Raw genomic sequence first — 21,754 nt, 5'->3', positions numbered from 1 at the left:
ATGCGCCGGCTTTTTTACTGCCGCCAGTCCTGGCGCTGCAACACCACGCGATAGCCGTCGACATCTTCGAAAGTGCGCCCGAGCCGATCCCAATACGGATTGTAGGCGCTGACCGGAGAGAAACCGGCCGCCAGCATGCGTTCACAGGCTTGCCGCCATTCATCCGCCTCCGGCAGATAGAACACCAGCAGGTGATCCTGCGTCGGCGCCCGCCCCGCCCGTACGCCGTGGTGATGGGTGAATTCCAGGTGATAGGCATGCTGCGGATGCCCGATCATGACTCCGTCAAAGCCCTGGTGATCGACAAACTCGCCCAGGATCTCGAACCCCAGCCCCCGGCAATACATGGCGGCGATCTCCTGCAGACGATCGCTGGGGCGCGCCACGCGCAACACCGCTTTTTCGGTCGACATTATTCCCTCCGTGTGATGCTGAACCATGGGCCGCCGCCATTCGGGACTATCCCCGGCAAAACAATTGCGCCAGCATATACCCCTGCGGAAGCTGACTACCTGACAAGAAATGCGGCGCGCCTGCGCCACAGGCTGGTGCGGGGGCATGGCGCATGGCATGCTGTCGTTATTACCCCAGCCTGCGGAGGCCGCCCGACGATGTTGCTGTTTCACGATTTCCTGCCGGCCGACGAAACGATCAGGCCGCTGGCCAAGGACTACCTGCACGGTGATTTCGAACCCGACCACTATCACAACTGCGCGCAGCTGATCCACAGCCTCAGCGGCGTGGTGCAGGTCGATACCCGGCTGGGCAGCTGGGTGGTCCCGCCCGGGCGCGGCGTCTGGCTGCCGGCCCAAATGGTGCACAGCCTGCGCATCACCGGCAAGGTGGCGGCCAGAACGCTGTTTATCGATCCGCTGGCGCGCGCCGATCTGCCCGCGCAGTGTCAGGTGGTGCAAATCTCACCGCTGCTGCGCGAGCTGATTATCAGTGCGATGGACATTGCGCCGGGCTATCCGCCGGGCGGCCGCGATGAGCGGGTGATGGAACTGATCCTGGATGAGCTGCGGGTGTTGCCCATTCTGCCGCTGCATTTGCCGGAGCCGCGCGATGCGCCCCTGCTGGCGCTGTGCCGCCATATGCAGCAAACGCTGGCGCAGCCCTGGGAGCTGGAACAGGCGGCCGCTCATCTCAACGTTAGCGGCCGCACCCTGTCGCGCCGCTTTCAGCGCGAAACCGGCCTGCGTTTTGGCGACTGGGTGCGCCGCGCCCGCCTGCTGGCGGCGCTGAACGCGCTGGCGGCCGGGCATTCGGTGCTGGAAGTGGCGCTGGATCTCGGCTACGACAGCCCCAGCGCTTTCAGCGCCATGTTTCGCCGCATGCTGGGCGTAGCGCCCAGCGAATATTTCAGCAAGATGCCCCAAGATAGCGACCGGCGACGTTGAACAGCGCCTGCAGCGAGGCGCTGGCGGAGTCAACGTCGATGCCGACGCCATAGGCCGCCTCGCCGTGCGCCAGGGTGCAGCGAATATAGGCCACCGCACGGCTGCTGCTCTGATGCCCCAGCGTATGTTCATGATAGTCTTCTATCGCCAGGCTCAGGCCAAACCGCTGGCGCAGCGCATCCACCGCGCTGGAAAGCAGCCCGTTGCCGGCGCCCAACAGCCGCAATTGTTCCCCCTGCCACAACACCCGGGCGCTGAAGCTGTAAGCCTCGACGCCGTGGCTTTCCGTTTGATAGCTCAGCAGCTGCAGCCGCGGCAGGTCCACCAGGCCATAGCTGTCGCGAAACAGTCGCCATGCTTGCGCGGAGGTCATCTCTTTGCCGCTGCCGTCGGTGGCCTGTTGCACCCGCTTGCTGAAATCGATTTGCAGCCCGCGCGGCAACGACAACCCATGATTCTGCTCCAGCAACCAGGCGGCGCCGCTTTTGCCGGACTGGCTGTTGACCCGGATCACCGCCTCATAGCTGCAGCCGACGTCGGCGGGATCGAGCGGCAGATAAGGCACCTGCCACAGCCCGTCCTGCCGCTGTTGCTGCGCGATGAAGCCTTTCTTGATCGCATCCTGGTGAGAACCGGAGAACGCGGTGAATACCAGCTCACCGGCATAGGGATGCCGTGGATGCACCGGCAGCTGATTGCATTGCTCCACCACCTCCACCACCTGTTTTAAGCGGCTGAAATCCAGCCCCGGCGCCACGCCCTGGGTATACAGATTGAGCGCCAAGGTCACCAAATCGACGTTGCCGGTGCGCTCGCCGTTGCCGAACAGACAGCCTTCCACCCGGTCGGCGCCCGCCAGCAGCGCCAGCTCGGCGCAGGCCACCCCGGTGCCGCGGTCGTTATGCGGATGCACACTGATTGTCACCTGCGCGCGCTGGCTGAAATGACGGCAAAACCATTCAATCTGATCGGCGTAAACGTTGGGCGTGCTGACCTCCACCGTCGCCGGCAGGTTGATGATCATCGGCCGCTGCGGGCCGGGCTGCCAGACGTCGGCCACCGCTTCGCAAATTTCCAGCGCGAACTCCAGTTCGGTAAAACAGAAGGTTTCCGGCGAATATTCAAAGGTCCAGGCCGTTTCCGGCTGCTGTTCGCACAGGCGGCGAATGCGCCGCGCGCCGTTTACCGCCAGCGCCACGGTGGCGGCCTTGTCCTGGCGAAACACGATGTCGCGAAACATCGGGGCGGTGGCGTTATACAAATGCACGATGGCGCGCGGAACGCCCTGCAGCGCCTCAAAGGTGCGGTCGATCAGATCGTCCCGCGACTGGGTCAGCACCTGAATGCTGACGTCGTGCGGGATCAGCTGTTCGTCGATCAGCCCGCGCACAAAATCGAAATCCGTCTGCGAGGCCGAGGGAAAAGCCACTTCAATCTCTTTAAAACCGCACTGCAGCAGCAGCCGATAAAACTGGCGTTTGCGGGCGTTATCCATCGGCTCCGCCAGCGCCTGATTGCCGTCGCGCAGATCGCTGGAACACCAGCGCGGCGCCTGCTGCAGGGTGCGCCCCGGCCATTGCCGATCGGCCAACGCCACCGGCGGGAAGGGACGATATTTGCCTGAAGGGTCGATTAACATAAAATTCTCCTGGGACTGGGCTGAACGTTAGGGCCATTATTTCCCGCCGCGCCTTTCCCTGCGCCCGCCTAACGGACAACCGTCGTCGCAAAACGGACAACAAAAAAATTTGCATCCTGCGCCAGTGAAGCAACAATTAATTCTGACGTTTGTCATGACGCTGGCCCCTACCCCCTCATCGTCAACGGAGGCGAACATGAGCCTGTATGCAACTCTGGAAGAAGCCATCGAAGCAGCGCGCGAAGACTTTATCGATACCGCCGAAGGCGGCAATGGCGACGAGCCGCCGGTGCCGCAACAGTTCAACCTGCAGAAATACGTGATGCTGGATGGCGACATCATGTGGCAGGCGGAATTCTTCGAAGAGGAAGGCGAGGCGGTCGAGTGCCTGACGCTGCGCAGCGGCGCGGCCGCTCAGGCGATTTTTGACGGCGATTACGACGAGGTGGAAATCACCGCCGAATGGATCGATGAAAACACCCTGTACGAATGGGAAGAAGGCGATTTCCTGCTCGAACCGCCGCCGGACACCGAAGAGGGTCAGGCGGCCGCCGACGAGTGGGATGAGCGCTGAGCGCCCGCTTGCCGCCGTCCTGGCGCGAACCCGCGCCGATTTTGACGTCGGGGCGCTGTTTATCGACGACGATAACCCGCATTCGCCGGCGGCTCAGGTGCAGGGGCTGGGCATGACGGCGCTGGCGCCCTTCCGTTGCGGCCAGAAAGGCTATCGGCCGGCGGTATTCGCCACCCGCTGATGCGGATTATTCATACGGGCCATGCTGCGCGTCGAACGGCAGCATAAAGGTATCCACCACCATCGACAGCGGCACGTCTATCACCGTGATATAACGCCACGGCGTATCGCGCAGATCCCACTGTACGCCGGGATAATATTGATGGCCGTGCCCGGCGCCGGGCACGGTACGGCTGATGATGCTGCCGCAGCCGGACAAGGTCATCAGGCTGGCCGCCAACAGGGCCAGACGGAATAAAAAGGAGAGCTTCACCACATTGACTCTTCGCCATGGTTGTTCAGGAAGTAAACAACGCGTCGCGCAAATTCTACCATAGATTGACGCCGGCGATTTGTCAGTAATCCGTAAGCGACGGGCAAAAAAAATGGGGAACGCGCCAGGCGCATTCCCCGCAGGAACAGCGGATGCTGCGGTTAGCCTTGCCCTGCCGGATGCGCCAGCGGGTTATGCGGCAACTGCCGGTAGTGCTCGCGCCAGGCGGCGCCTTCCGGCTGCAGCCAGACGCGCTGGTGCAGACGCGACAGCGCCACCGGATCGCTCAGCAGCTCCAGGCGTTTGCCCTTCACCAGTTTTTCCGGCCCCAGTTCCAGCGCCTCGTTCACCCGCGCTTCGCGGTTGCGTTCGATCGCCGCGCGCAGATGGTGCCGCGCCGTCGCCAGCGCGGTGGACAGCGCATTGAAGGACGGGTTGACCACCGCATGCATAAAGCCGTTGGCCAAAGCGCGTTCGCGGTTGAGCTTCAGATACTCCTCCGTCGCCAGCAGTTCGCGCGGCGGCGAGTATTCTTCCGGGATCAGGAACAGCTTGGCGCGCTTGCTCTTCATGCCGAGGGTTGCACGGCTCGACAACACCGAGACGAACGGCGACAGGATCAGCGAGAACACGATCGGCGACAGCCACCACAGGAAGCGCAGGTCCAGCCAGGCCATGCCGCCGGCCCACACCAGCCCCAACAGCATCTGCGAACCGTGGCGTTTGAACGCTTCGCCCCACGGGGTATCGTCGTCGTCACGCTGCGGTGAATTCCACACCACTTCCCAACCGAGGAAGGCGCTGACCACGAACACGGTATGGAACAGCATGCGCACCGGCGCCAGCAGCACCGAGAACAGCATTTCCATCAGCATGGAAATCAGCAGGCGGAAAGCGCCGCCGTACTCTTTCGCGCCCTTCGCCCAGATCAGCACGATGCTCAGCAGCTTCGGCAGGAACAGCAGCACCAGAGTGGTGGAGAACAGCGCTATCGCCAGCTCCGGCCGCCACTGCGGCCACACCGGGAACAGCTGGCGCGGCTGCAGGAAGTACTGCGGCTCCATCAGGGTATGCACCACCTGCAGCGCGGTGGACAGCGCCAGGAACATGAACCACAGCGGCGCGGACAGATACGACATCACGCCGGTCAGGAACACCGCACGGTGCACCGGGTGCATGCCTTTCACCAGGAACAGGCGGAAGTTCATCAGGTTGCCGTGGCACCAGCGGCGGTCGCGCTTCAGCTCGTCCAGCAGGTTAGGCGGCAGTTCTTCGTAGCTGCCCGGCAGGTCGTAGGCGATCCAGACGCCCCAACCGGCGCGGCGCATCAGCGCGGCCTCGACGAAGTCATGCGACAGAATCGAGCCGGCGAAGGAGCCCTCGCCCGGCAGCGGCGCCAGCGCACAGTGTTCGATAAACGGCTTCACGCGGATGATCGCGTTGTGGCCCCAGTAGTGCGATTCGCCCAACTGCCAGAAATGCAGGCCGGCGGTGAACAGCGGCCCATAGACCCGGGTGGCGAACTGCTGCACGCGAGCGTACAGGGTATCCATGCCGGACGCCTTCGGCGCGGACTGGATAATCCCGGCGTTCGGGTTGGCTTCCATCAGGCGCACCAGCCCGGTGAGGCACTCGCCGCTCATCACGCTGTCGGCGTCCAGGATCACCATGTAGCTGTACTCTCCGCCCCAACGACGGCAGAAGTCGTCGATGTTGCCGCTTTTGCGTTTCACGCGGCGGCGGCGGCGGCGATAGAAGATGCGGCCGTGGCCGTCAACGTCGCGGCACAGCTCCATCCAGGCCTTTTGCTCCGCCACGCAGATATCCGGATCGTAGCTGTCGCTCAGCACGTAGATATCGAAGTGTTCCAGCTGACCGGTGGCGGCGACGGACTCATAGGTCGCGCGCAGGCCGGCGAACACCCGTTCGACGTCTTCGTTGCAGATGGGCATGATCAGCGCGGTGCGGTGCGCCGGGTTGATCGGCTCATCGCCCTTGATGGTGGAGGAGATGCTGTATTTGTCCTTGCCGATCAGCAACTGCAGGAAGCCCATCAGCGCGGTCCAGAATCCGGCGGACACCCAACAGAACAGAATGGCGAACAGGATCAGGATGCCGGTCTGCAATACGTAAGGCAGCAGCTGCAGCACCGATTGCATCAGATCCTGATCCAGCATGGCGAGCGGGTCGATCAGCGCCCATCCCTGATACGGCAGGATGGTTTTCATGTACCAGGTGGCGATGCCGGTCTGCACCAGCATCAACACCAGCAGCACATAGCGGCGCATGGAGCCGACGGCGCGCCAGCGGTTCTCCGCCGCCGCTTCCTCTTTGGACGCGTGGCGATTATGCGGCGTGCGGCCCAGCAGCGAGTCCCAGAAGCGCGCCACCGGGTTGGTGCGCCAGGCTTCGGGGAACATGCTGGTGCGCTTGATCGGCGGCGTCGCCTTGAGGATCGTCCGCCCTTCCGGGTCGGTATCGAAGTCGTCGTCGCTGACCGCATCCGGCCAGGCGCTTTCAATACGCGTCTTGACCGAGGCCAGCGCCACGTCATCCGCCGGCAGGCTGTCGACGTTGGCGTCGGCGGCGCCCATCTGACGATGCAGCGCCTCCAGCGCCAGGGCGTCATCCGCCGCCGGCTGTGGTTTGAGCGCCTCTGACCGCGCGGCGGTCAGAGGCATTGCCGCAAGATAATCCTGGGCAGATTGAGTAGGCTTATTCATTGGCAGGTAGCTGATAGCTCCAGGTTTCCGACAGGGTCTTATCACCATTGACCAGCGCAGCGCGCATTTCTACCAGCTTCTTGTCGTCTTTCACTTTCAGACGCACCGTCAGACGCCAGCCTTTGGTCACTGGATTATAGCGGACATTGTTTTCCACCAACTCACCGTTGTCGCCGATGCTGACCTGAGAGGCGATCGGCGTGTTGGCGTCCAGGTCTTTCAGCACCGGGCCGACGAAGTCAACCAGGAACGCCACGCTGCCGTCAGGCTCGCGGATCAGGTTCGACTGCTTCACGTCGCCGGTGGAACGCATGGTCTGGCTGACATAGGCGATATCCTGCGAATGCAGCTTGTCTTCATCGCGGGTGAAGTGCAGGCGGTAGCTCAGCGCCAGCGGCGTTTTAGCGTCCGGCAGCACGTCCGGGGTCCAGAAAGCGACGATGTTGTCGTTGGTTTCATCCGCGGTCGGGATCTCCACCAGCTCAACCTTGCCCTTGCCCCAGTCGCCGCGCGGTTCGATCCAGGCGCTTGGGCGCAGATCGTAACGATCGTCCAGATCTTCGTAATCCTTGAAGTTGCGGCCGCGCTGCAGCAGACCGAAGCCTTTCGGATTTTCGACGGTATAGGTGCTGACGGACAGGTGCTTCGGATTATTCAGCGGACGCCAGATCCATTCCCCGTTGCCGGCGTGGATCGACAGGCCGTTGGAGTCATGCAGCGCCGGGCGGTAGTTCAGCGTCGGCGAAGGCTGGCTCGGCCCGAACAGGAACATGCTGGTCAACGGCGCCATGCCCAATTTGCCGACCTTGTCGCGCAGGAACACTTTGGACTGGACGTCCACGGTGCTGTCGCGGCCCGGATAGACCACAAAGCGATAAGCGCCGGTGGCGCGCGGAGAATCCAGCAGCGCGTAGATAACCAGGTGCTTGTCGCCCTGCTTCGGACGCTCGACCCAGAACTCGCGGAAACGCGGGAACTCTTCGCCGGACGGCAACGCGGTGTCAATCGCCAGGCCGCGGGCGGAAAGCCCGTATACCTGGCCTTTACCCACCACGCGGAAGTAGCTCGCGCCCAGCAGGCTCATAATCTCGTCGTTCTTGTCTGCGCTGTTGATCGGATACAGCACCTTGAAACCGGCGAAACCGAGGTTCTTCACCGATTCAGGATCGTGCTTCACCGAACCGAAGTTGAAGTAGTCCGGGTTGTACTTGATCTCTTTGACGCTGGTGGCGGTCACTTCGTTGATCTTCACCGGCGTGTCGAAGTACATCCCCTGATGATAGAACTCAAGCTTGAAAGGGGTTTTCAGCTTGTTCCAATAGGCTTTATCGTGATTGAACTGAATCTGCTGATAGTCCGCGAATTTCATCTCGCGGAACTGAGAAGGAAGGTTGCTCTTCGGCGCCTCAAAGCCTTTTCCTGCCAGATCCTGCGCCTGCTTGGCCACATCATCGATGGAAAAAGCCCATGCCGGCGACGTAAACAGCGTGAACAATACGGTAGCACCTAACCAACGTACGCTCGCGGCGCGTGGTTGTCCGGATAATATATTAACTAGCACATCCCCCCTATTCGTGTGCTCAAAACATTTAAATCCATATTAATGGATTATTCAGCTTTCCGACAACATGATAAATGGATGGTTCATGTTTGTGGCTCATAGTTTAAGCAGCTGACGAAACACCAGCGTAGCAAGCCGCGCTACAAGACGCTATGGAAAAATGAGAATCGGTATAGTAGGGTTCCGGATAACGATTTAACCCTTGACGACTTATTAAGCGTGTTAATGATCATCCGATTAAATCACCAGCGGTAACCTATGACTGACGGCAGCAAGCAACGCGAGTACTTTCTTGATTCGATCCGGGCTTATTTGATGCTGCTCGGCGTTCCGTTCCATCTTTCTCTGATCTATTCCGGCCACGCCTGGGCGGTGAACAGCACCACGCCGTCCTTTTCCCTGACGGTGCTGAACGATTTCATCCACGCCTTTCGCATGCAGGTGTTCTTCGTGATCTCCGGCTACTTCTCCTACATGCTGTACCAGCGCTATGAGCGCCGCCAGTGGCTGAAGGTCAGGCTGGAGCGGGTGGCGATCCCGCTGCTGAGCTCTATCCCCCTAATCACCCTGCCGCAGTTTTTTTTGCTGAAAAACTTCACCGATAAATTAAACGGCTGGGACGCGTTCTCTCTCTATCAGAAAATAAATGTAACAGTTTGGGAGCTGGTTTCTCACCTGTGGTTTTTATTAACCCTCTCGCTGCTGACCTGCGTCTGTTTTTACCTGTTCCGAAAAATTAAGGCGCAAAAGAAAGATCGCGTTCCGGCGCTAATAAATAAAATGACCGGATTAGGAAACATCTCACTGCTCTTTCTTATTTATGCTTTATTCTATTCGGCCGCGCACCGCATTATTTTAATTCTTGCGCCGCAGTTATTGTCCAACGGCCTGTTCAACTTCGTGGTGATGGAAACCCTGTTCTACCTGCCGTTCTTCATCCTCGGCGCTTACGCCTTCAAGTACGTGTGGCTTAAGGAAGTTTTCCTGCGCCGCTCCCCGCTGGCGCTGCTCGGCTCGCTGCTGTTGTTCATCGCCTACATGCTGAATCAGAAGCTGTTGGCCGACAGCAGCTACATGTTTGAGCTGGAAGTGGTGATAAAAACCCTATTGGGCATCCTGACGACGAACCTGGTGTTCTCTTTCGGGCACCACTGGCTGAACGCCCATTCGGCGCGCATCACTTACCTGGTAAACGCCTCGCTGTTTATATATCTGGTGCACCATCCGCTCACCTTAATATATGGCGCTTTCATCACGCCTTATATCAGCAGCAACCTGCTGGGATTCCTGTTGGGCCTGCTGTTTGTCTTCTCCCTGGCCTTCGCATTATATGAACTGCACAAGCGCATTCCCCTGCTGCGTTTCCTGTTCTCCGGCAAGCCACAATAACCTTTAACCCTGCAAACATTAATGATTTGCAGGGTCTCCTCTGTCATCCCCCGGAAAGTTAAAGCGCGTATCATTCATTTTGCATACGCAGCACACATTGCTCAGCCGCCGATCGGAAGTTAGTGCAAAGTTATGCTGGAGCATATTGCAGCGAGTTGTTATAACTGCAATGCATAAGTGGAAATCCACATCCCTGCCTTACGGTAGCGATTGGGCTCAATGAACCCTGAGGGAATGCGCGACAGCTTAAATGAACGCGTTTGCCGTATCTCCCTTCCGCACGACAGAGAGGATTTTTGATGACCGACAAAGACACCACGGCGCCGGAAGCCGTGCCGGAAAACGCCACGCTGCTGAAGATCCTCGGCAGACTGCTCTCCGCGCTGGACGCCTCCATCAGCGGCAAAGATCGCAGTATCCTGGTAACCGAACTTTCCAACCTCAATCTTGACGGCGTGTCAGAGGCGGAAAGGAAGCTGGCCGCCGAGCTGATCAAGCGCGCCTTGCAATCCCTCGACCATTAATCACCCCCCGTCAGCAAACCATTAAGCCTCCTGGCGGGGGCTTAATGGTTTTTCCCCACGGCGCCGCAAACCGGGATTATTGCCAAAGTAAAAATACAGTAGCCTGATAACTATAGATAAAAGCAAGAACTCCGCCTGTTCCCCGCCGTTGATCATCGCTTCCTGACCAAACGAGAATAAATGCCAGATTGTTTTATCAATCAGCCTTGGCGTTTTACCCACTAAACACGTTATCATCATCGGGCTCATTGCGCTTACGCGCCGCCGCCCAGCCCAACCTCAGGAGAACGTTATTTTGGATGCCAGCACCATTAACAGTCTGTTCGTCATCGGTGCCGTGCTGGTGGGGGCAAGTATTCTGCTAAGCTCGTTTTCTTCGCGCCTCGGCATCCCGATCCTGGTGATATTCCTGGCGATCGGCATGCTGGCCGGCGTCGACGGCCCGGGCGGCATCGTTTTCAGCAATTATCCGGTCGCCTACCTGGTCAGTAACCTGGCGCTGGCGGTGATCCTGCTCGACGGCGGCATGCGCACCCGCGTCAGCTCCTTCCGCGTCGCTTTGTGGCCGGCGCTGTCCCTCGCCACCGTCGGCGTGGTGATCACCGCCGGGCTTACCGGCATGGCGGCCGCCTGGCTGTTCGATCTCGATCTGCTGCAGGGCCTGCTGATTGGCGCCATCATCGGCTCCACCGACGCCGCCGCGGTGTTTTCGCTGCTGGGCGGCAAAGGGCTGAACGAACGCGTCAGCGCCACGCTGGAAATCGAATCCGGCAGCAACGATCCGATGGCGGTCTTCCTCACCATCACCCTGATCGCGATGATCGCCGCCGGCGAAACCACCGTCAGCTGGATGTTCCCGCTGCACCTGATGCAGCAATTCGGCATGGGCATCGTATTTGGCCTCGGCGGCGGCTGGCTGCTGCTGACGCTGATCAACCACATCAAGCTGGCCGAGGGCCTGTATCCGCTGTTGGCGGTAAGCGGCGGCATACTCATCTTTGCCCTGACCACCGCGCTGGACGGCAGCGGCATTCTGGCGGTGTATCTGTGCGGCCTGCTGCTGGGCAACCGGCCAATCCGCAACCGCCACGGCATCGTACAGACCTTCGACGGGCTGGCGTGGCTGAGCCAAATCGGCATGTTCCTGGTGCTGGGTCTGCTGCTCAACCCGCACGAGCTGCTGCCGATCGCTATCCCCGCCCTGCTGCTGTCGCTGTGGATGATCCTGTTCGCCCGCCCGCTGTCGGTGTTTATCGGTCTGCTGCCGTTTCGCAGTTTTACCCTGCGCGAGCGCGGCTTTATCTCCTGGGTCGGCCTGCGCGGCGCCGTGCCGGTGATCCTGGCGGTGTTCCCGATGATGGCCGGATTGCCGAATGCGCAGCTGTTCTTCAACGTCGCCTTCTTCGTGGTGCTGGTGTCTCTGTTGCTGCAGGGCACCACGCTGTCCTTCGCCGCCAGAAAAGCCAAGGTGATCGTACCGCCGGCGCTGACGCCGATTTCGCGCGTCGGGCTGGACGTGCATCCGGAAAACCAGTGGGAGCAATTCGTCTACCAGCTCTCGGCCGAGAACTGGTGCGTCGGCGCGGCGCTGCGCGAGCTGAAAATGCCGCCCAACACGCGCATCGCCGCCCTGTTCCGCGGTAAAGAGCTGTTGCACCCCAGCGGCAGCACCCGGCTGCGTGAAAACGATATTCTGTGCGTCATCGGTCACGAGCATGATTTGCCGATCCTCGGCAAACTGTTCAGCCAGGCGCCGACCGTCACCCTCGACGAGCGCTTCTTCGGCGACTTTATTCTGCAGTCTGACGCCCGCCTGAGCGATATCTCGCAGCTGTACGGTCTTAATTTGCAAGAGGACATGGACGATCAGCAGACCCTCGGCCAGTTCGTCATTCAGCTGATTGGCGGCGAACCGGTGATCGGCGATCAGGTGGAGTGGGACGGCCTGACCTGGACCATCGCCGAAATGGAAGGCAATCAGGTCAGCAAAATCGGCGTAAAAATAGTGACCGACTGAGGCTCAGCCCTCCCCGCTGCGCGGCCAATGCCCGCAGCGGCTTCTCTCGCCTGGGGAACTTATCGCGGCCCGCAGGCTCTTAATCTCTGTGATTATTTATAGAACCGTATTCCAGGCCGGTCATATCCCATTGATAAATTTACCATTAATGAAATATTGACCGTCAACCGCAGCGGTAATAAAGGCGGGATATGAACAACAAAACTCGATTTCTTTCGGTAATGGCGATCATGGTGCTGGCAGTGGTAGCGCTGGATTTGGGCATCGCCGATTTGGTCCATAGACTTTTAATTGGATAAGCTTAACGTGACACAGCAGGAACAAGATAAGGACATTCTGGGAAAAATACTGGTGACGGTATCGGCGCTCTGCCTGATTATCGTGGCCGGGCTGTTGATCTGGGGATTCGTTCTGGATTAACCGGCCGCGACGCACACTGGCCATCACGCTCATTTTGTTACAATGTTGCTGCTTCTCATGCCGCAGGTTGAGCGTATGCTAAACAAACATGGAATAAATAAACAACAAACCCTCATACTACTTAAAGTGTTGGCCCGCCTGAAACGGGCTTTTTTTTTTGCTCCGCGCTTTACTCCAGGCATAAAAAAACCGCCGTAGCGGTTTTTCAACTGCGCAGGCGATCAGATCTTGCAACCTTCGCAGTCCGCCTCGTCCTCGAGGATCTCAGGGACTTCTTTTACTTTTTCCGCCGCTTTTTCTTCCGCTTTGGCTAATTCGGCATCGATATCGAAATCGAAAATATCATCACTCATCGCTAGGTCCTCTGGCTTACCTCGGTTCAGCACCGAGTATAATCGACAAGCGCGCGGGCGGAAACCCTCAGTTGAGCGCCGCGACCTGCGGCTGGGCATCCTGCGGCTTTTTTGAATACGCCAGGTCATAGACGTCATAGAAGTCGATTTCGCCCTTGTTGGCGATGATTTCCCGCATCCGCGTCTTCAACGCCGGGCCGATCGACGGCTCATCCAACAGCTGCTGAACCGCCTGCGGCGACAGCTCGCGGGTGAAGTACCACTCGCCGTTGTAGCAGACGCGCAGGTCCAACACGCCGATGTCTTCGAAGCGGTACACCGGCCTGATCTCAATCAGCAGCATGGCGAACATGAACAGCACGAACGCGGTAAAGGCCAGGAAAGCATAGAACCCCATATAAGGCACCGGGTACATCACGCCGATCACGGCGAAGTAGCCGGCGAACATGGCGAGACACAGATAACGGTGGGTGCGGGCGAATTCGCCATTGAATCGCGGCTTGCCGTCGCGCCCTTCGCGCCGGTTAATCTGTTCTATTTCTTTAACCAAGATGCTTTTAATCGCGTCCATCGTTACAACCTTATGCTGAAAGCATTATTGCCATCAAAAATCATCCCTCAAACTACCATAGGTACAGTTTGGCCAGGTAGATCAGTTAAACAATTAAAAACCGGGAACTGTTATAGTCGAGCGCTCAGCGAGGTTGGGAGGTTTTGCCCTGAGCGAACATAAACATGCGCTGAGCAACGTCGTCAGCCCGTTTGATTTTTTGTTTCTGCGGTTCATTGCTGCGCTGGATAGCGCGGGCGTAGGCAATCTCGTGCGCCTGGTCGATCATCGCAATAATCCGGTCGCGATCGGTCTTGTCCAGATTGCCGAGCATGGTGGTGATAATCGCCTGATAGGCGTTGGAAGCGGCGGTCAGCGCTTGTTCTCTGGCCTCGAGCGCCGCGACGCGTTGCAATAGCTCCTGCAGTTGATCGGGCTGAGACATATCGACCTCCTGTTGCCGGGCAGCAAGCCTGCCTGTTTACAGTTTAGCAAAGGATCGACGTCGGCAGGGCCGGGAAGCGGCGGTTAGGGTAAAGCGCACCCGAAAATCCCAACGAGGAGCCGATAGTGCAAATCAACCCGGGTGCGCTTTAGCCTAACGGCGGATAAAAAGGAAGCTGGCGCGCTATGCAGGACTCGAACCCGCGTCTATCAATTTCTAGCCAAAACAAGCCATTATAAAACCAATCACTCTGCCAACTGAGTTAATAGCGCGTTCCTTCGCTTCGGGTCGCCATTATCCATATTAATGCTGTGGGTTCAAGCCACTAAAGCAGGATCGCCTGATTTTGCAGATAAATCTCACTCGCACACCAGCGTTATCCTAGCTGGACAGTTCAATAATCCGGTAGTCGCCGCCCATCAGCGGCTTGCACAGGATCTTGTAACCGTCGCTGTCGAAATGGCTGGCGGCGCGCTGCAGGGTATCGACCCGCTCCAGGCTGTCGACCGAGCCCAGATAAAACCAGTTGTGGATCACGTGATACTGGCGCAGGCCGTTCCCCTGCTCCTCCAGCGCCACCCGGCCCGCATAGGGCCAGCAGGCGATGCGGGTTTGTTCCAGCGCGGCGGCCAGCCGCTGCCGATGCTGCAGTTCAGACTCCGCACCGCAGCAGGCACCGGCGCATTTGCGCAGGCTGAAGCGAAAACAGGCCCTGCCCACCGGCAGTTTGTCGATGCCCAGCCGGCCATAACACAGCCGGTGCTGGTCGGCGATGGCGCGCAGCTTTTCCTGCGCGGCGCCGCGGTTGGCGAACAGCCCGTACAAATCGGGCGTAGCGGCAAAATCGATGTCTTTGGCCTGTACGATCTCTACCCGCGTCTCGCTCAAACGCAGCGAACACAGCTGCTTCGAACGCCGCAGCCGTTTGTTGAACAGCGGCTGCCGCCGCTTGATCAGCTGCGCCTCCAGCAGTAGCGCCCCCAGCTCTCCCGCCGTGGCGATGCAGCTGATGCGCTGCGTCTGACGCAGCAGTTTGGCTTCATCCCGGGCGCGGAAATGCGCCATCACCCGGCTGCGAACGTTGACGCTTTTGCCGATGTACAGCGGCATGCTGTCGCTCTGGCCGTGAAACAGGTAGACGCCCGGCGCCCTGGGCAACTGCTCCAGGCTGGCGCGCAGGTGTTCCGGATACTGATAAATGTCGAGCTCCGGCTCGAGGCGATTTGGCATCATGATGGCTTTAGACGGTGGCTGGATTGCGATACATGGGTTTTTATCCAGTATAACGCCAATGTGCGCAAAATGCATGCAGCGGATTACTCATGACGCGCCGTGATATTTAGCAAAAAAATCATTACTATCGTTTCACGGCGGAAAACGCCGGGCGTTTATCGCCAGTTAAGGCTGACGCTGCCATTATGGCAGTCGACTGGAACTGCAGCTTTTATCGTTATGGAAAACCTGGGCCTACTGCTAATGAAACTCACCTCTCGCCGCCTGGCGCTTATCGCCGCCGCCTTGCTGATTATTTTCGTCGCCGCGCTGGCGTTCTTTCTGCAGCGTTCGCCGCTGCCGGCCTATGTCACCGCTCCGGCGCGCCTGGGCGATATCGAAAATGCCGTACTGGCCACCGGCCGGCTCGACGCGATAGAGCGCGTCAACGTCGGGGCGCAGGTTTCCGGCCAGGTAAAATCGCTGAAGGTGAAGCTGGGCGACCGCGTCGCCAAAGGGCAGCCGATCGCCGATATCGACGACCTGCCGCAGCGCAACGACCTGCGTACCGCCGAAGCGGCGCTCAACCTGGTTAAAGCCGACCTGCAGGCCAAACGGGCGCTGCTGAAGCAGGCCGAGTCGCGCTTCAAGCGCCAGCGCCGGATGCTCGACGATGAAGCCAGCTCGCGCGAGAACTATGAGTCCGCCGAGGCCAACCTCGCCACCGCCCGCGCCGAGCTGTTGTCCCTCAACGCCAAGCTGGTGCAGGCGCAGATCGAAGTCGACAAGAAAAAGGTCGACCTGAGCTATACCCGCGTCCTGGCGCCGATGGACGGCATCGTCATCGCCGTCGTCACCCAGCAGGGGCAAACGGTCAACTCCAGCCAGAGCGCGCCGACCATCATCAAGCTGGCTCGGCTGGACGTGATGACCATCAAGGCCCAGATCTCCGAGGCCGACATCACCCGCATTACCGCCGGGCAAAAAGCCTACTTCACCATCTTCTCGGAACCGGACCGGCGCTACGACGCCACGCTGCGCACCATCGAACTGGCGCCGGAATCGGTGATGAAGGACGATTCGCTGGCCGGCAGCAGCTCGGCCTCCGGCTCCGGCACCTCGAACGCCTCGGTGTATTACAATGCGCTGCTGGATGTGCCGAATCCGGAAAACCGGCTGCGCATCGCCATGACCGCGCAGGTCTCGCTGCTGCTCGGAGAAGCCAAAAACGCCCTGCTGGTGCCGATCCAGGCGGTGCATGCCGGCGAAGGGAAAAAGCAGCAGGTTCAGGTGCTGACCCCGAATGGCCAATTGGAAACCCGCACGGTAAAAACCGGCATCACCGACAACGTCGATATCCAGATCCTCGCCGGGCTGAAGGCCGGCGAAACCGTGGTGCTGTCGCAACCGAGCGCCCAACCGGCTGAAGGCGGCATCTTCCTGTGAACAACATCATCGAACTGACCGGCATCGGCCGCACCTACACCAACGGCGGCCAGGCGTTGACGGTGCTGAAGGACATCAACCTGACCATCGCCGCCGGCGAACTGGTGGCGATCATCGGCGCCTCCGGCTCCGGCAAGTCTACCCTGATGAACATCATGGGCTGCCTCGACGTGCCGGACTGCGGCGCCTACTGCATCGGCGGCCAGAACGCCGCCCAGCTGCCGCCTGATGAGCTGGCCAGGCTGCGCCGGGAACACATCGGCTTTATCTTCCAGCGCTATCACCTGATGCCCGACCTCAGCGCGCTGGGCAACGTCGAGATCCCGGCGATCTACGCCAACCGCCGGCGCGACCAGCGTCGCCGCCGCGCGGCGGAGCTGCTTGCCCGCCTGGGGCTGGAAGGCCGCGAGCACCACAAACCCGGCGAGCTTTCCGGCGGCCAGCAGCAGCGCGTCAGCATCGCCCGATCGCTGATCAACGGCGGCGAGATCATTCTGGCGGACGAGCCGACCGGCGCGCTGGATTCCCAGTCCGGGCAAGAGGTGCTGGCGATCCTCAACGAGCTTAACCAGCGCGGCCACACGGTGGTGATCGTCACCCACGACATGCAGGTGGCGCAGCATGCGCAGCGCATCATCGAGCTGCGGGACGGCGAAATCGTCGCCGACAGCGGCGGCCGCCCCACCGGCGTCGAATCGCTGCCGCCGCCAAACCGCAGCAGGCAGAGCGGCTGGCAAAGCCTGCTCGACCGCACCCGCGAATCGCTGCAGATGGCGCTGAAAGCGATGAACGCCCACCGTCTGCGCACCGCGCTGACCATGACCGGCATTATCTTCGGCATCGCCGCGGTGGTCACCGTGGTGGCGCTGGGCGAAGGCGCCAAACGGCGCACGCTGGAAAACATCAAAGGGCTGGGCACCAACGTGGTCAGCATTTACCCCGGACGCGATTTTTTCGACGACGCCATCGACAGCATCCGCACCCTGGTGCCGGCCGACGCCGACGCGCTGGCGAAGCAAAGCTTTGTCGACAGCGTCAGCCCCGAGGTGAACGCCTCCGACAACATTCGCTTTCGCGGCAAATCGGCCAGCGCCTCGATCAGCGGCGTCGGCCGCGACTATTTCCGCGTCAACGGCATGACGCTGCTGCAGGGCACCACCTTCCGCGACGACCGCAATGCGCTGCAGGAGGCGATCATCGACGACAATGCCCGCCGCGCGTTGTTCGGCGATCAGGGGGGAGAGCCGCTCGGCCAAGTCGTGTTCCTCGGTGCCGTGCCGGCGCGGGTGATTGGCGTCGTCAAAAGCAAGCAGGACTACGCGCCGAACCGCATCAACGTTTGGATGCCCTACAGCACGGTGATGTATCGCATGGTCGGCAAGCCGACGCTGAGCAGCATCAGCGTACGGTTGAAGGACGACGTCGACAACGCGGCGGCCGTCAGCGCCATCACCCAGTTGCTGACCCAGCGCCACGGCGTGAAAGATTTCATGCTGTTCAACCGCGATCAGTACCGCAAGTCAATTGAGCAAACCTCGATGACCCTCAGCCTGCTGATCCTGATGGTGGCGTCGATCTCGCTGGTGATCGGCAGCCTGGGGGTGATGAATATCATGCTGGTCTCGGTCACCGAACGCACCCATGAGATCGGCGTGCGCATGGCGGTTGGCGCGCGGCGCGGCGACATCATGCAGCAGTTTATGATTGAGGCGGTGCTGGTCTGCCTGATCGGCGGCGCGCTGGGCATTGCGCTGTCGTTTGCCGCCGGCTCGCTGTTCACCGCGCTGGCGGGCGGCATGCTCACCGCCATCTATTCCTGGCAGGCCGCCGCCGCCGCGTTCTTCTGCTCCACCCTAATCGGCATGATCTTCGGTTATCTCCCCGCCCGCAAGGCGGCACGGATGGATCCGGTCATCTCTTTGGCCAGCGAGTAACCCATGAAAATTTTATCTCCCCTGGCTTTATGCCTCGCCGCCCTGCTCAGCGCCGGCTGCGGCAACGCGCTGAAAAGCGATTATCAAACGCCGCAGGTCGCGTATCCGGCCCAGTGGCAACATGCCGATGCCGGCGACGTTCCGCCGCCGTTTGACTGGCGCGATTTTCGCGATCCGCAGCTCGACCGGTGGCTGCGGCAGGTAATGGCCGGCAACAATGACCTGGCCGCCGCGGTGCTGCGGCTCTACCGCGCCCGGCTGAATGCTGAACGGGTCGACGTCAGCAACGCCCCCAGCCTCAGCGCCACGCTGAACGCCGGCAGCGGCAGACCGTTGTCCGAATCCTCGCCCTGGACCAAGAGCAGCAGCGCCAGCCTCAGCACCGGCTATGAGCTCGACCTGTGGGGCAAGATTGCCCGCCAGCGCGACGCCGCCGAGTGGGCCAGCCAGGCCAGCGAGCAGGATTTGCAGGCATTCCGCCTGACGTTGCTGAGCGACGCCAGCAACAACTACTGGCGCCTCGGCTACATCAACCAGCAGATCGCCGTCAGCCGGCAGAGCATCGCCTATGCCAGAGACACGCTGCGGCTGGCCAACGCCCGCTTTCACGCCGGCAGCATCTCGGCGCTCGACGTGGTGAATGCCGAACGCAGCCTGCTGACTCAGGAAAACCACCTGCTGGCGCTGCGGCATCAACGCCAGCAGGCGCTGAATGTGCAAACGGTGTTGCTGGGCGCGCCGCCGGGTCATGCCGTAGTGGAACCCGCTCATCTGCCGACGCAGCCGCTGCCGCAGGTCAACGGCGGTATTCCGGCCAGCGTGCTGGGCAACCGGCCGGACATTCGCGCCAAAGAGCTGCAGCTGCGCGCCGCACTGGCCAACGTCGACATCAAACGCGCCGAGTATTACCCGACCTTTAATCTGACCGGCTCTCTGGGCACCAGCAGCACCGCGCTGCTGGAGTTTCTGCGCAATCCGATCGGTACCGTCGGCGCCAGCCTGACGCTGCCGTTTCTCCAATGGCGGCAAATGGGCCTGGACGTCAAAATCGCCCGCAACGACTATGAGCAGCGGGTACTGGCGTTCAAGCAGTCGTTGTACAAAGCGATGGCCGACGTGGACGACGCGCTGTCGCTGCGGGCGCAGCTGATGGCGCAGGAGACGCGTCAACGGGCGGTGCTGGCGCTGGCGCGCAAATCAGAACGGCTGAATGAGCTGCGTTACCGACAGGGCGCGGTCGCCATCACCGACTGGCTGGATGCGCAGGAACAGCGCCGACAGGCGGAACTGGCGCTGGATGAAAACCGATTCAGCCAATATCAAAACCTGGCGAAAATTTATCTGGAATTCGGCGGTTCGCCGCCATGATTCACCGGCCTGGCCCTGGCGTCAGGCCGTTCCTTTTCTTCGCGCGAAAACGCATTAATTTTGCCCGCATTCGCCGCGCCGGCTCCTATACTTCAATCACGGTCAATCAGACAAAAAACCGCCGATTTGAACTGACCCCATAAAGTTGGACGGTTTATATTAGGCGGCTATCTGAGCCTGGGTTCGGTACTCTACCGGACTCAGGCCTTTTAATTTCTGTTTTATTCTTTCGTGATTGTAATAGTCGATATATTCGTCAATAGCTACGCGTAATTCACTGATACTTTTATGCTCTTCCAGATACAGGCATTCCACCTTCAGCGTGCCAAAGAAGCTTTCCATCACCGCATTGTCATAGCAGTTTCCTTTGCGGGACATGCTCTGTTTCAACCCTGCGTCCCTGAGCCGTTTCTGATAGTGCCCCATCTGATACTGCCAGCCCTGATCTGAATGCAGCAGCGGATGTTCACCTTCACTCAGCACTGACTGTGCCTTAGTCAGCATATCGTCCACCATCGATAGATGCGGACGAGCTTCCATCTGATACGCGACGATCTCACCGTTGTACAGGTCAAGAACCGGTGATAAATAGAGTTTTTCACCGTTAATTTTAAATTCAGTAACGTCAGTTACCCACTTCTGGTTCGGTTTGTCCGCGCTGAACTGGCGGTTCAGAACATTGCCTGCGGCTTTGCCATAATGACCTTTGTAGGAGGTATATTTCTTCCTTCTGATACAGGATGTTAACGCCAACTGCTGCATCAACCTTTGAACCGTTTTATGATTCAGCTGACTTCCTTCCCGGCGAACGGCAAGCGTTATCCTGCGGTATCCATACCGTCCTTTATGCTTATGAAATAGCGTCAAAATCTGACGCTTATCGTCGGCGTATTTGTCTTCCTTTTTGCCGCTCGTCATCTGCCAGTAAAAAGTACTTCTGGCTAATCCGGCAGCTTTCAGTAAGCGAGCCAGAGGAAACAGCAGCCTTAACTCATTCACGACCTGCGTTTTATCTCGCGCTTTGGTGTGTTCTTTTCCCTGAGTAAGGCCTGCAGCTTTTTTAAATAGGCCACCTCAACGCGTAGCTGCTCAAGTTCTTCACGTTCGTCCGAGCTAAGCGAGTCTTTGGAAGGGAGTACTGACTTATTTCCAGAGATTTCCGGCATCGTTTTTTTCCTGCGACGATTGTCTGTGAGGGCTTCTATACCGCCTTCATCATACAGTCGTTTCCACTGACAAACCGAGGAAAAAGCAGGGATAGTGAACTTTGCACAGGCTTCGCGAACAGACATCTGGCGTTCACGCATATGCAGGATAACGGACTCTTTGAAAGCAGGAGAATAGATGAAATGTCGGGTAATCAGTCCGGCTTCACCATGAAGTTTCCAGGCAACAGACCACTTACGAACGGCGCTGTGGTCGATACCAAAGCGCTTTGCCGTCGCCTTCTGCCCTTCCAGCCCGGAAAGATAGTGCTGCACGACCTGAAGCTTAAAGCTAAGAGAATATTTGCTCATAAAAAACTGCACCTTACTCAGTTGGGTGTCCAACTTTTGGGGTGCAGTTCAGATTTGCACAATTATCATTCTAAAATAGCACTATTTCGGTGCAAACATATAAGATAAACTGCTAAATTTGATCGCCACGGGATATAACGTTAAGCTATAGATGCAAAATAATTAGTCACCTGAATGACATAATATCGGTAAAAACCACTTTGTTTTGTGATCCATATCTCATGAAGATCATGGAGGCTCACCACCTGA

General features: G+C 59.4%; 21 protein-coding genes and 1 tRNA gene. 10 read left to right on the top strand and 12 right to left on the bottom strand.

All coding sequences use genetic code 11. The features are described 5' to 3' along the window. Positions 1-14 precede the first annotated feature (14 nt). Positions 15-413 carry a VOC family protein gene (locus D7I37_RS16850; RefSeq protein WP_129544021.1) on the bottom strand — a complete coding sequence of 133 codons (399 nt, stop codon included), beginning with the start codon at positions 411-413 and terminating at the stop codon, positions 15-17. Between the two features lie 198 nt (positions 414-611). On the opposite strand from D7I37_RS16850, the gene D7I37_RS16845 reads away from it, so the two are divergent. Beyond that, a complete protein-coding gene (locus tag D7I37_RS16845; protein WP_061798309.1) occupies positions 612-1,400 on the top strand; it encodes a helix-turn-helix transcriptional regulator in 789 nt (262 codons plus the stop codon). Here the strand turns inward: D7I37_RS16845 and leuA are convergent. Then, positions 1,363-3,039 (bottom strand): 2-isopropylmalate synthase, encoded by a 1,677-nt coding sequence (gene leuA, locus D7I37_RS16840; protein ID WP_095096953.1) that lies wholly within the window; start codon positions 3,037-3,039, stop codon positions 1,363-1,365. The genes D7I37_RS16845 and leuA overlap by 38 nt on opposite strands. Positions 3,040-3,235: 196 nt before the next feature. Here leuA and D7I37_RS16835 point away from each other — a divergent pair, with 196 nt between their 5' ends. Together D7I37_RS16835 and D7I37_RS16830 are read left to right on the top strand one after the other, a co-directional pair. Further along, complete coding sequence (locus D7I37_RS16835; protein WP_061798306.1) at positions 3,236-3,613, top strand: MysB family protein; 378 nt, start codon at positions 3,236-3,238, stop codon at positions 3,611-3,613. Beyond that, positions 3,603-3,794, top strand: a complete 192-nt coding sequence (locus D7I37_RS16830) for a hypothetical protein (protein WP_061798305.1) — start codon at positions 3,603-3,605, stop codon at positions 3,792-3,794. Before D7I37_RS16835 ends, D7I37_RS16830 begins: the two co-directional genes overlap by 11 nt. A gap of 6 nt (positions 3,795-3,800) precedes the next feature. Here the strand turns inward: D7I37_RS16830 and D7I37_RS16825 are convergent, their stop codons facing one another. The 3 genes from D7I37_RS16825 to D7I37_RS16815 form a co-directional block, all read right to left on the bottom strand. Further along, entirely contained in the window at positions 3,801-4,046 is a 246-nt protein-coding gene (locus tag D7I37_RS16825; RefSeq protein ID WP_073970318.1) for a YceK/YidQ family lipoprotein, read from the bottom strand. 161 nt (positions 4,047-4,207) lie between these two features. Further along, complete coding sequence (mdoH, locus tag D7I37_RS16820; RefSeq protein ID WP_061798303.1) at positions 4,208-6,769, bottom strand: glucans biosynthesis glucosyltransferase MdoH; 2,562 nt, start codon at positions 6,767-6,769, stop codon at positions 4,208-4,210. Further along, entirely contained in the window at positions 6,762-8,330 is a 1,569-nt protein-coding gene (locus D7I37_RS16815) for a glucan biosynthesis protein G (protein ID WP_207205534.1), read from the bottom strand. Before D7I37_RS16815 ends, mdoH begins: the two co-directional genes overlap by 8 nt. A 258-nt stretch (positions 8,331-8,588) precedes the next feature. On the opposite strand from D7I37_RS16815, the gene mdoC reads away from it, so the two are divergent. Continuing rightward, complete coding sequence (gene mdoC, locus D7I37_RS16810; RefSeq protein ID WP_061798299.1) at positions 8,589-9,719, top strand: glucans biosynthesis protein MdoC; 1,131 nt, start codon at positions 8,589-8,591, stop codon at positions 9,717-9,719. Positions 9,720-10,018: 299 nt separating this feature from the next. Continuing rightward, positions 10,019-10,243, top strand: a complete 225-nt coding sequence (locus D7I37_RS16805) for a hypothetical protein (RefSeq protein WP_061798298.1) — start codon at positions 10,019-10,021, stop codon at positions 10,241-10,243. A gap of 21 nt (positions 10,244-10,264) precedes the next feature. On the opposite strand, the gene D7I37_RS16800 is transcribed toward D7I37_RS16805, so the two are convergent. Then, on the bottom strand, positions 10,265-10,492 hold the full coding sequence (locus D7I37_RS16800) for a hypothetical protein (protein ID WP_061798297.1): 228 nt from the start codon (positions 10,490-10,492) through the stop codon (positions 10,265-10,267). Positions 10,493-10,538: 46 nt separating this feature from the next. On the opposite strand from D7I37_RS16800, the gene D7I37_RS16795 reads away from it, so the two are divergent. Further along, positions 10,539-12,260, top strand: coding sequence for a potassium/proton antiporter (locus D7I37_RS16795; RefSeq protein ID WP_061798296.1), 1,722 nt, complete (start codon positions 10,539-10,541; stop codon positions 12,258-12,260). Between the two features lie 291 nt (positions 12,261-12,551). Beyond that, a complete protein-coding gene (locus D7I37_RS27590) occupies positions 12,552-12,680 on the top strand; it encodes a hypothetical protein (protein WP_255211567.1) in 129 nt (42 codons plus the stop codon). 221 nt (positions 12,681-12,901) lie between these two features. Here the strand turns inward: D7I37_RS27590 and D7I37_RS27585 are convergent, their stop codons facing one another. From D7I37_RS27585 to cho, 5 genes are all read right to left on the bottom strand, one after another. Further along, entirely contained in the window at positions 12,902-13,033 is a 132-nt protein-coding gene (locus D7I37_RS27585; protein ID WP_255211566.1) for a hypothetical protein, read from the bottom strand. A 67-nt stretch (positions 13,034-13,100) separates the two neighbouring features. Continuing rightward, positions 13,101-13,604 (bottom strand): YlaC family protein, encoded by a 504-nt coding sequence (locus D7I37_RS16790; protein WP_061798294.1) that lies wholly within the window; start codon positions 13,602-13,604, stop codon positions 13,101-13,103. 124 nt (positions 13,605-13,728) lie between these two features. Further along, on the bottom strand, positions 13,729-14,028 hold the full coding sequence (locus D7I37_RS16785) for a sigma-S stabilization anti-adapter protein IraP (protein ID WP_061798293.1): 300 nt from the start codon (positions 14,026-14,028) through the stop codon (positions 13,729-13,731). A gap of 176 nt (positions 14,029-14,204) precedes the next feature. After that, positions 14,205-14,300, bottom strand: a tRNA-OTHER gene (locus D7I37_RS16780). 109 nt (positions 14,301-14,409) lie between these two features. Next, entirely contained in the window at positions 14,410-15,261 is an 852-nt protein-coding gene (cho, locus tag D7I37_RS16775; protein WP_129544020.1) for an excinuclease Cho, read from the bottom strand. 243 nt (positions 15,262-15,504) lie between these two features. Here cho and D7I37_RS16770 point away from each other — a divergent pair, with 243 nt between their 5' ends. The 3 genes from D7I37_RS16770 to D7I37_RS16760 are packed head-to-tail and all read left to right on the top strand — an operon-like array spanning position 15,505 to position 19,988. Then, positions 15,505-16,686 (top strand): efflux RND transporter periplasmic adaptor subunit, encoded by a 1,182-nt coding sequence (locus D7I37_RS16770; RefSeq protein WP_129544019.1) that lies wholly within the window; start codon positions 15,505-15,507, stop codon positions 16,684-16,686. Then, entirely contained in the window at positions 16,683-18,620 is a 1,938-nt protein-coding gene (locus D7I37_RS16765; protein ID WP_129544018.1) for a MacB family efflux pump subunit, read from the top strand. Before D7I37_RS16770 ends, D7I37_RS16765 begins: the two co-directional genes overlap by 4 nt. A gap of 3 nt (positions 18,621-18,623) precedes the next feature. Next, entirely contained in the window at positions 18,624-19,988 is a 1,365-nt protein-coding gene (locus D7I37_RS16760; protein ID WP_061798288.1) for an efflux transporter outer membrane subunit, read from the top strand. 159 nt (positions 19,989-20,147) lie between these two features. On the opposite strand, the gene D7I37_RS16755 is transcribed toward D7I37_RS16760, so the two are convergent. Further along, a protein-coding gene (locus D7I37_RS16755; RefSeq protein WP_129543185.1) for an IS3 family transposase occupies positions 20,148-21,505 on the bottom strand; the annotation gives its coding sequence in 2 pieces (ribosomal slippage) (positions 20,148-21,043 and positions 21,043-21,505; 1,359 coding nt in all). Positions 21,506-21,754: the final 249 nt, after the last annotated feature.

Source organism: Serratia sp. 1D1416 (assembly GCF_003641105.1).
In the GTDB taxonomy this organism is placed as follows: domain Bacteria; phylum Pseudomonadota; class Gammaproteobacteria; order Enterobacterales; family Enterobacteriaceae; genus Serratia; species Serratia ficaria.
The sequence above is the reverse complement of the archived record's forward strand: the minus strand, read 5'-3'. Positions and strand labels throughout refer to the sequence as shown.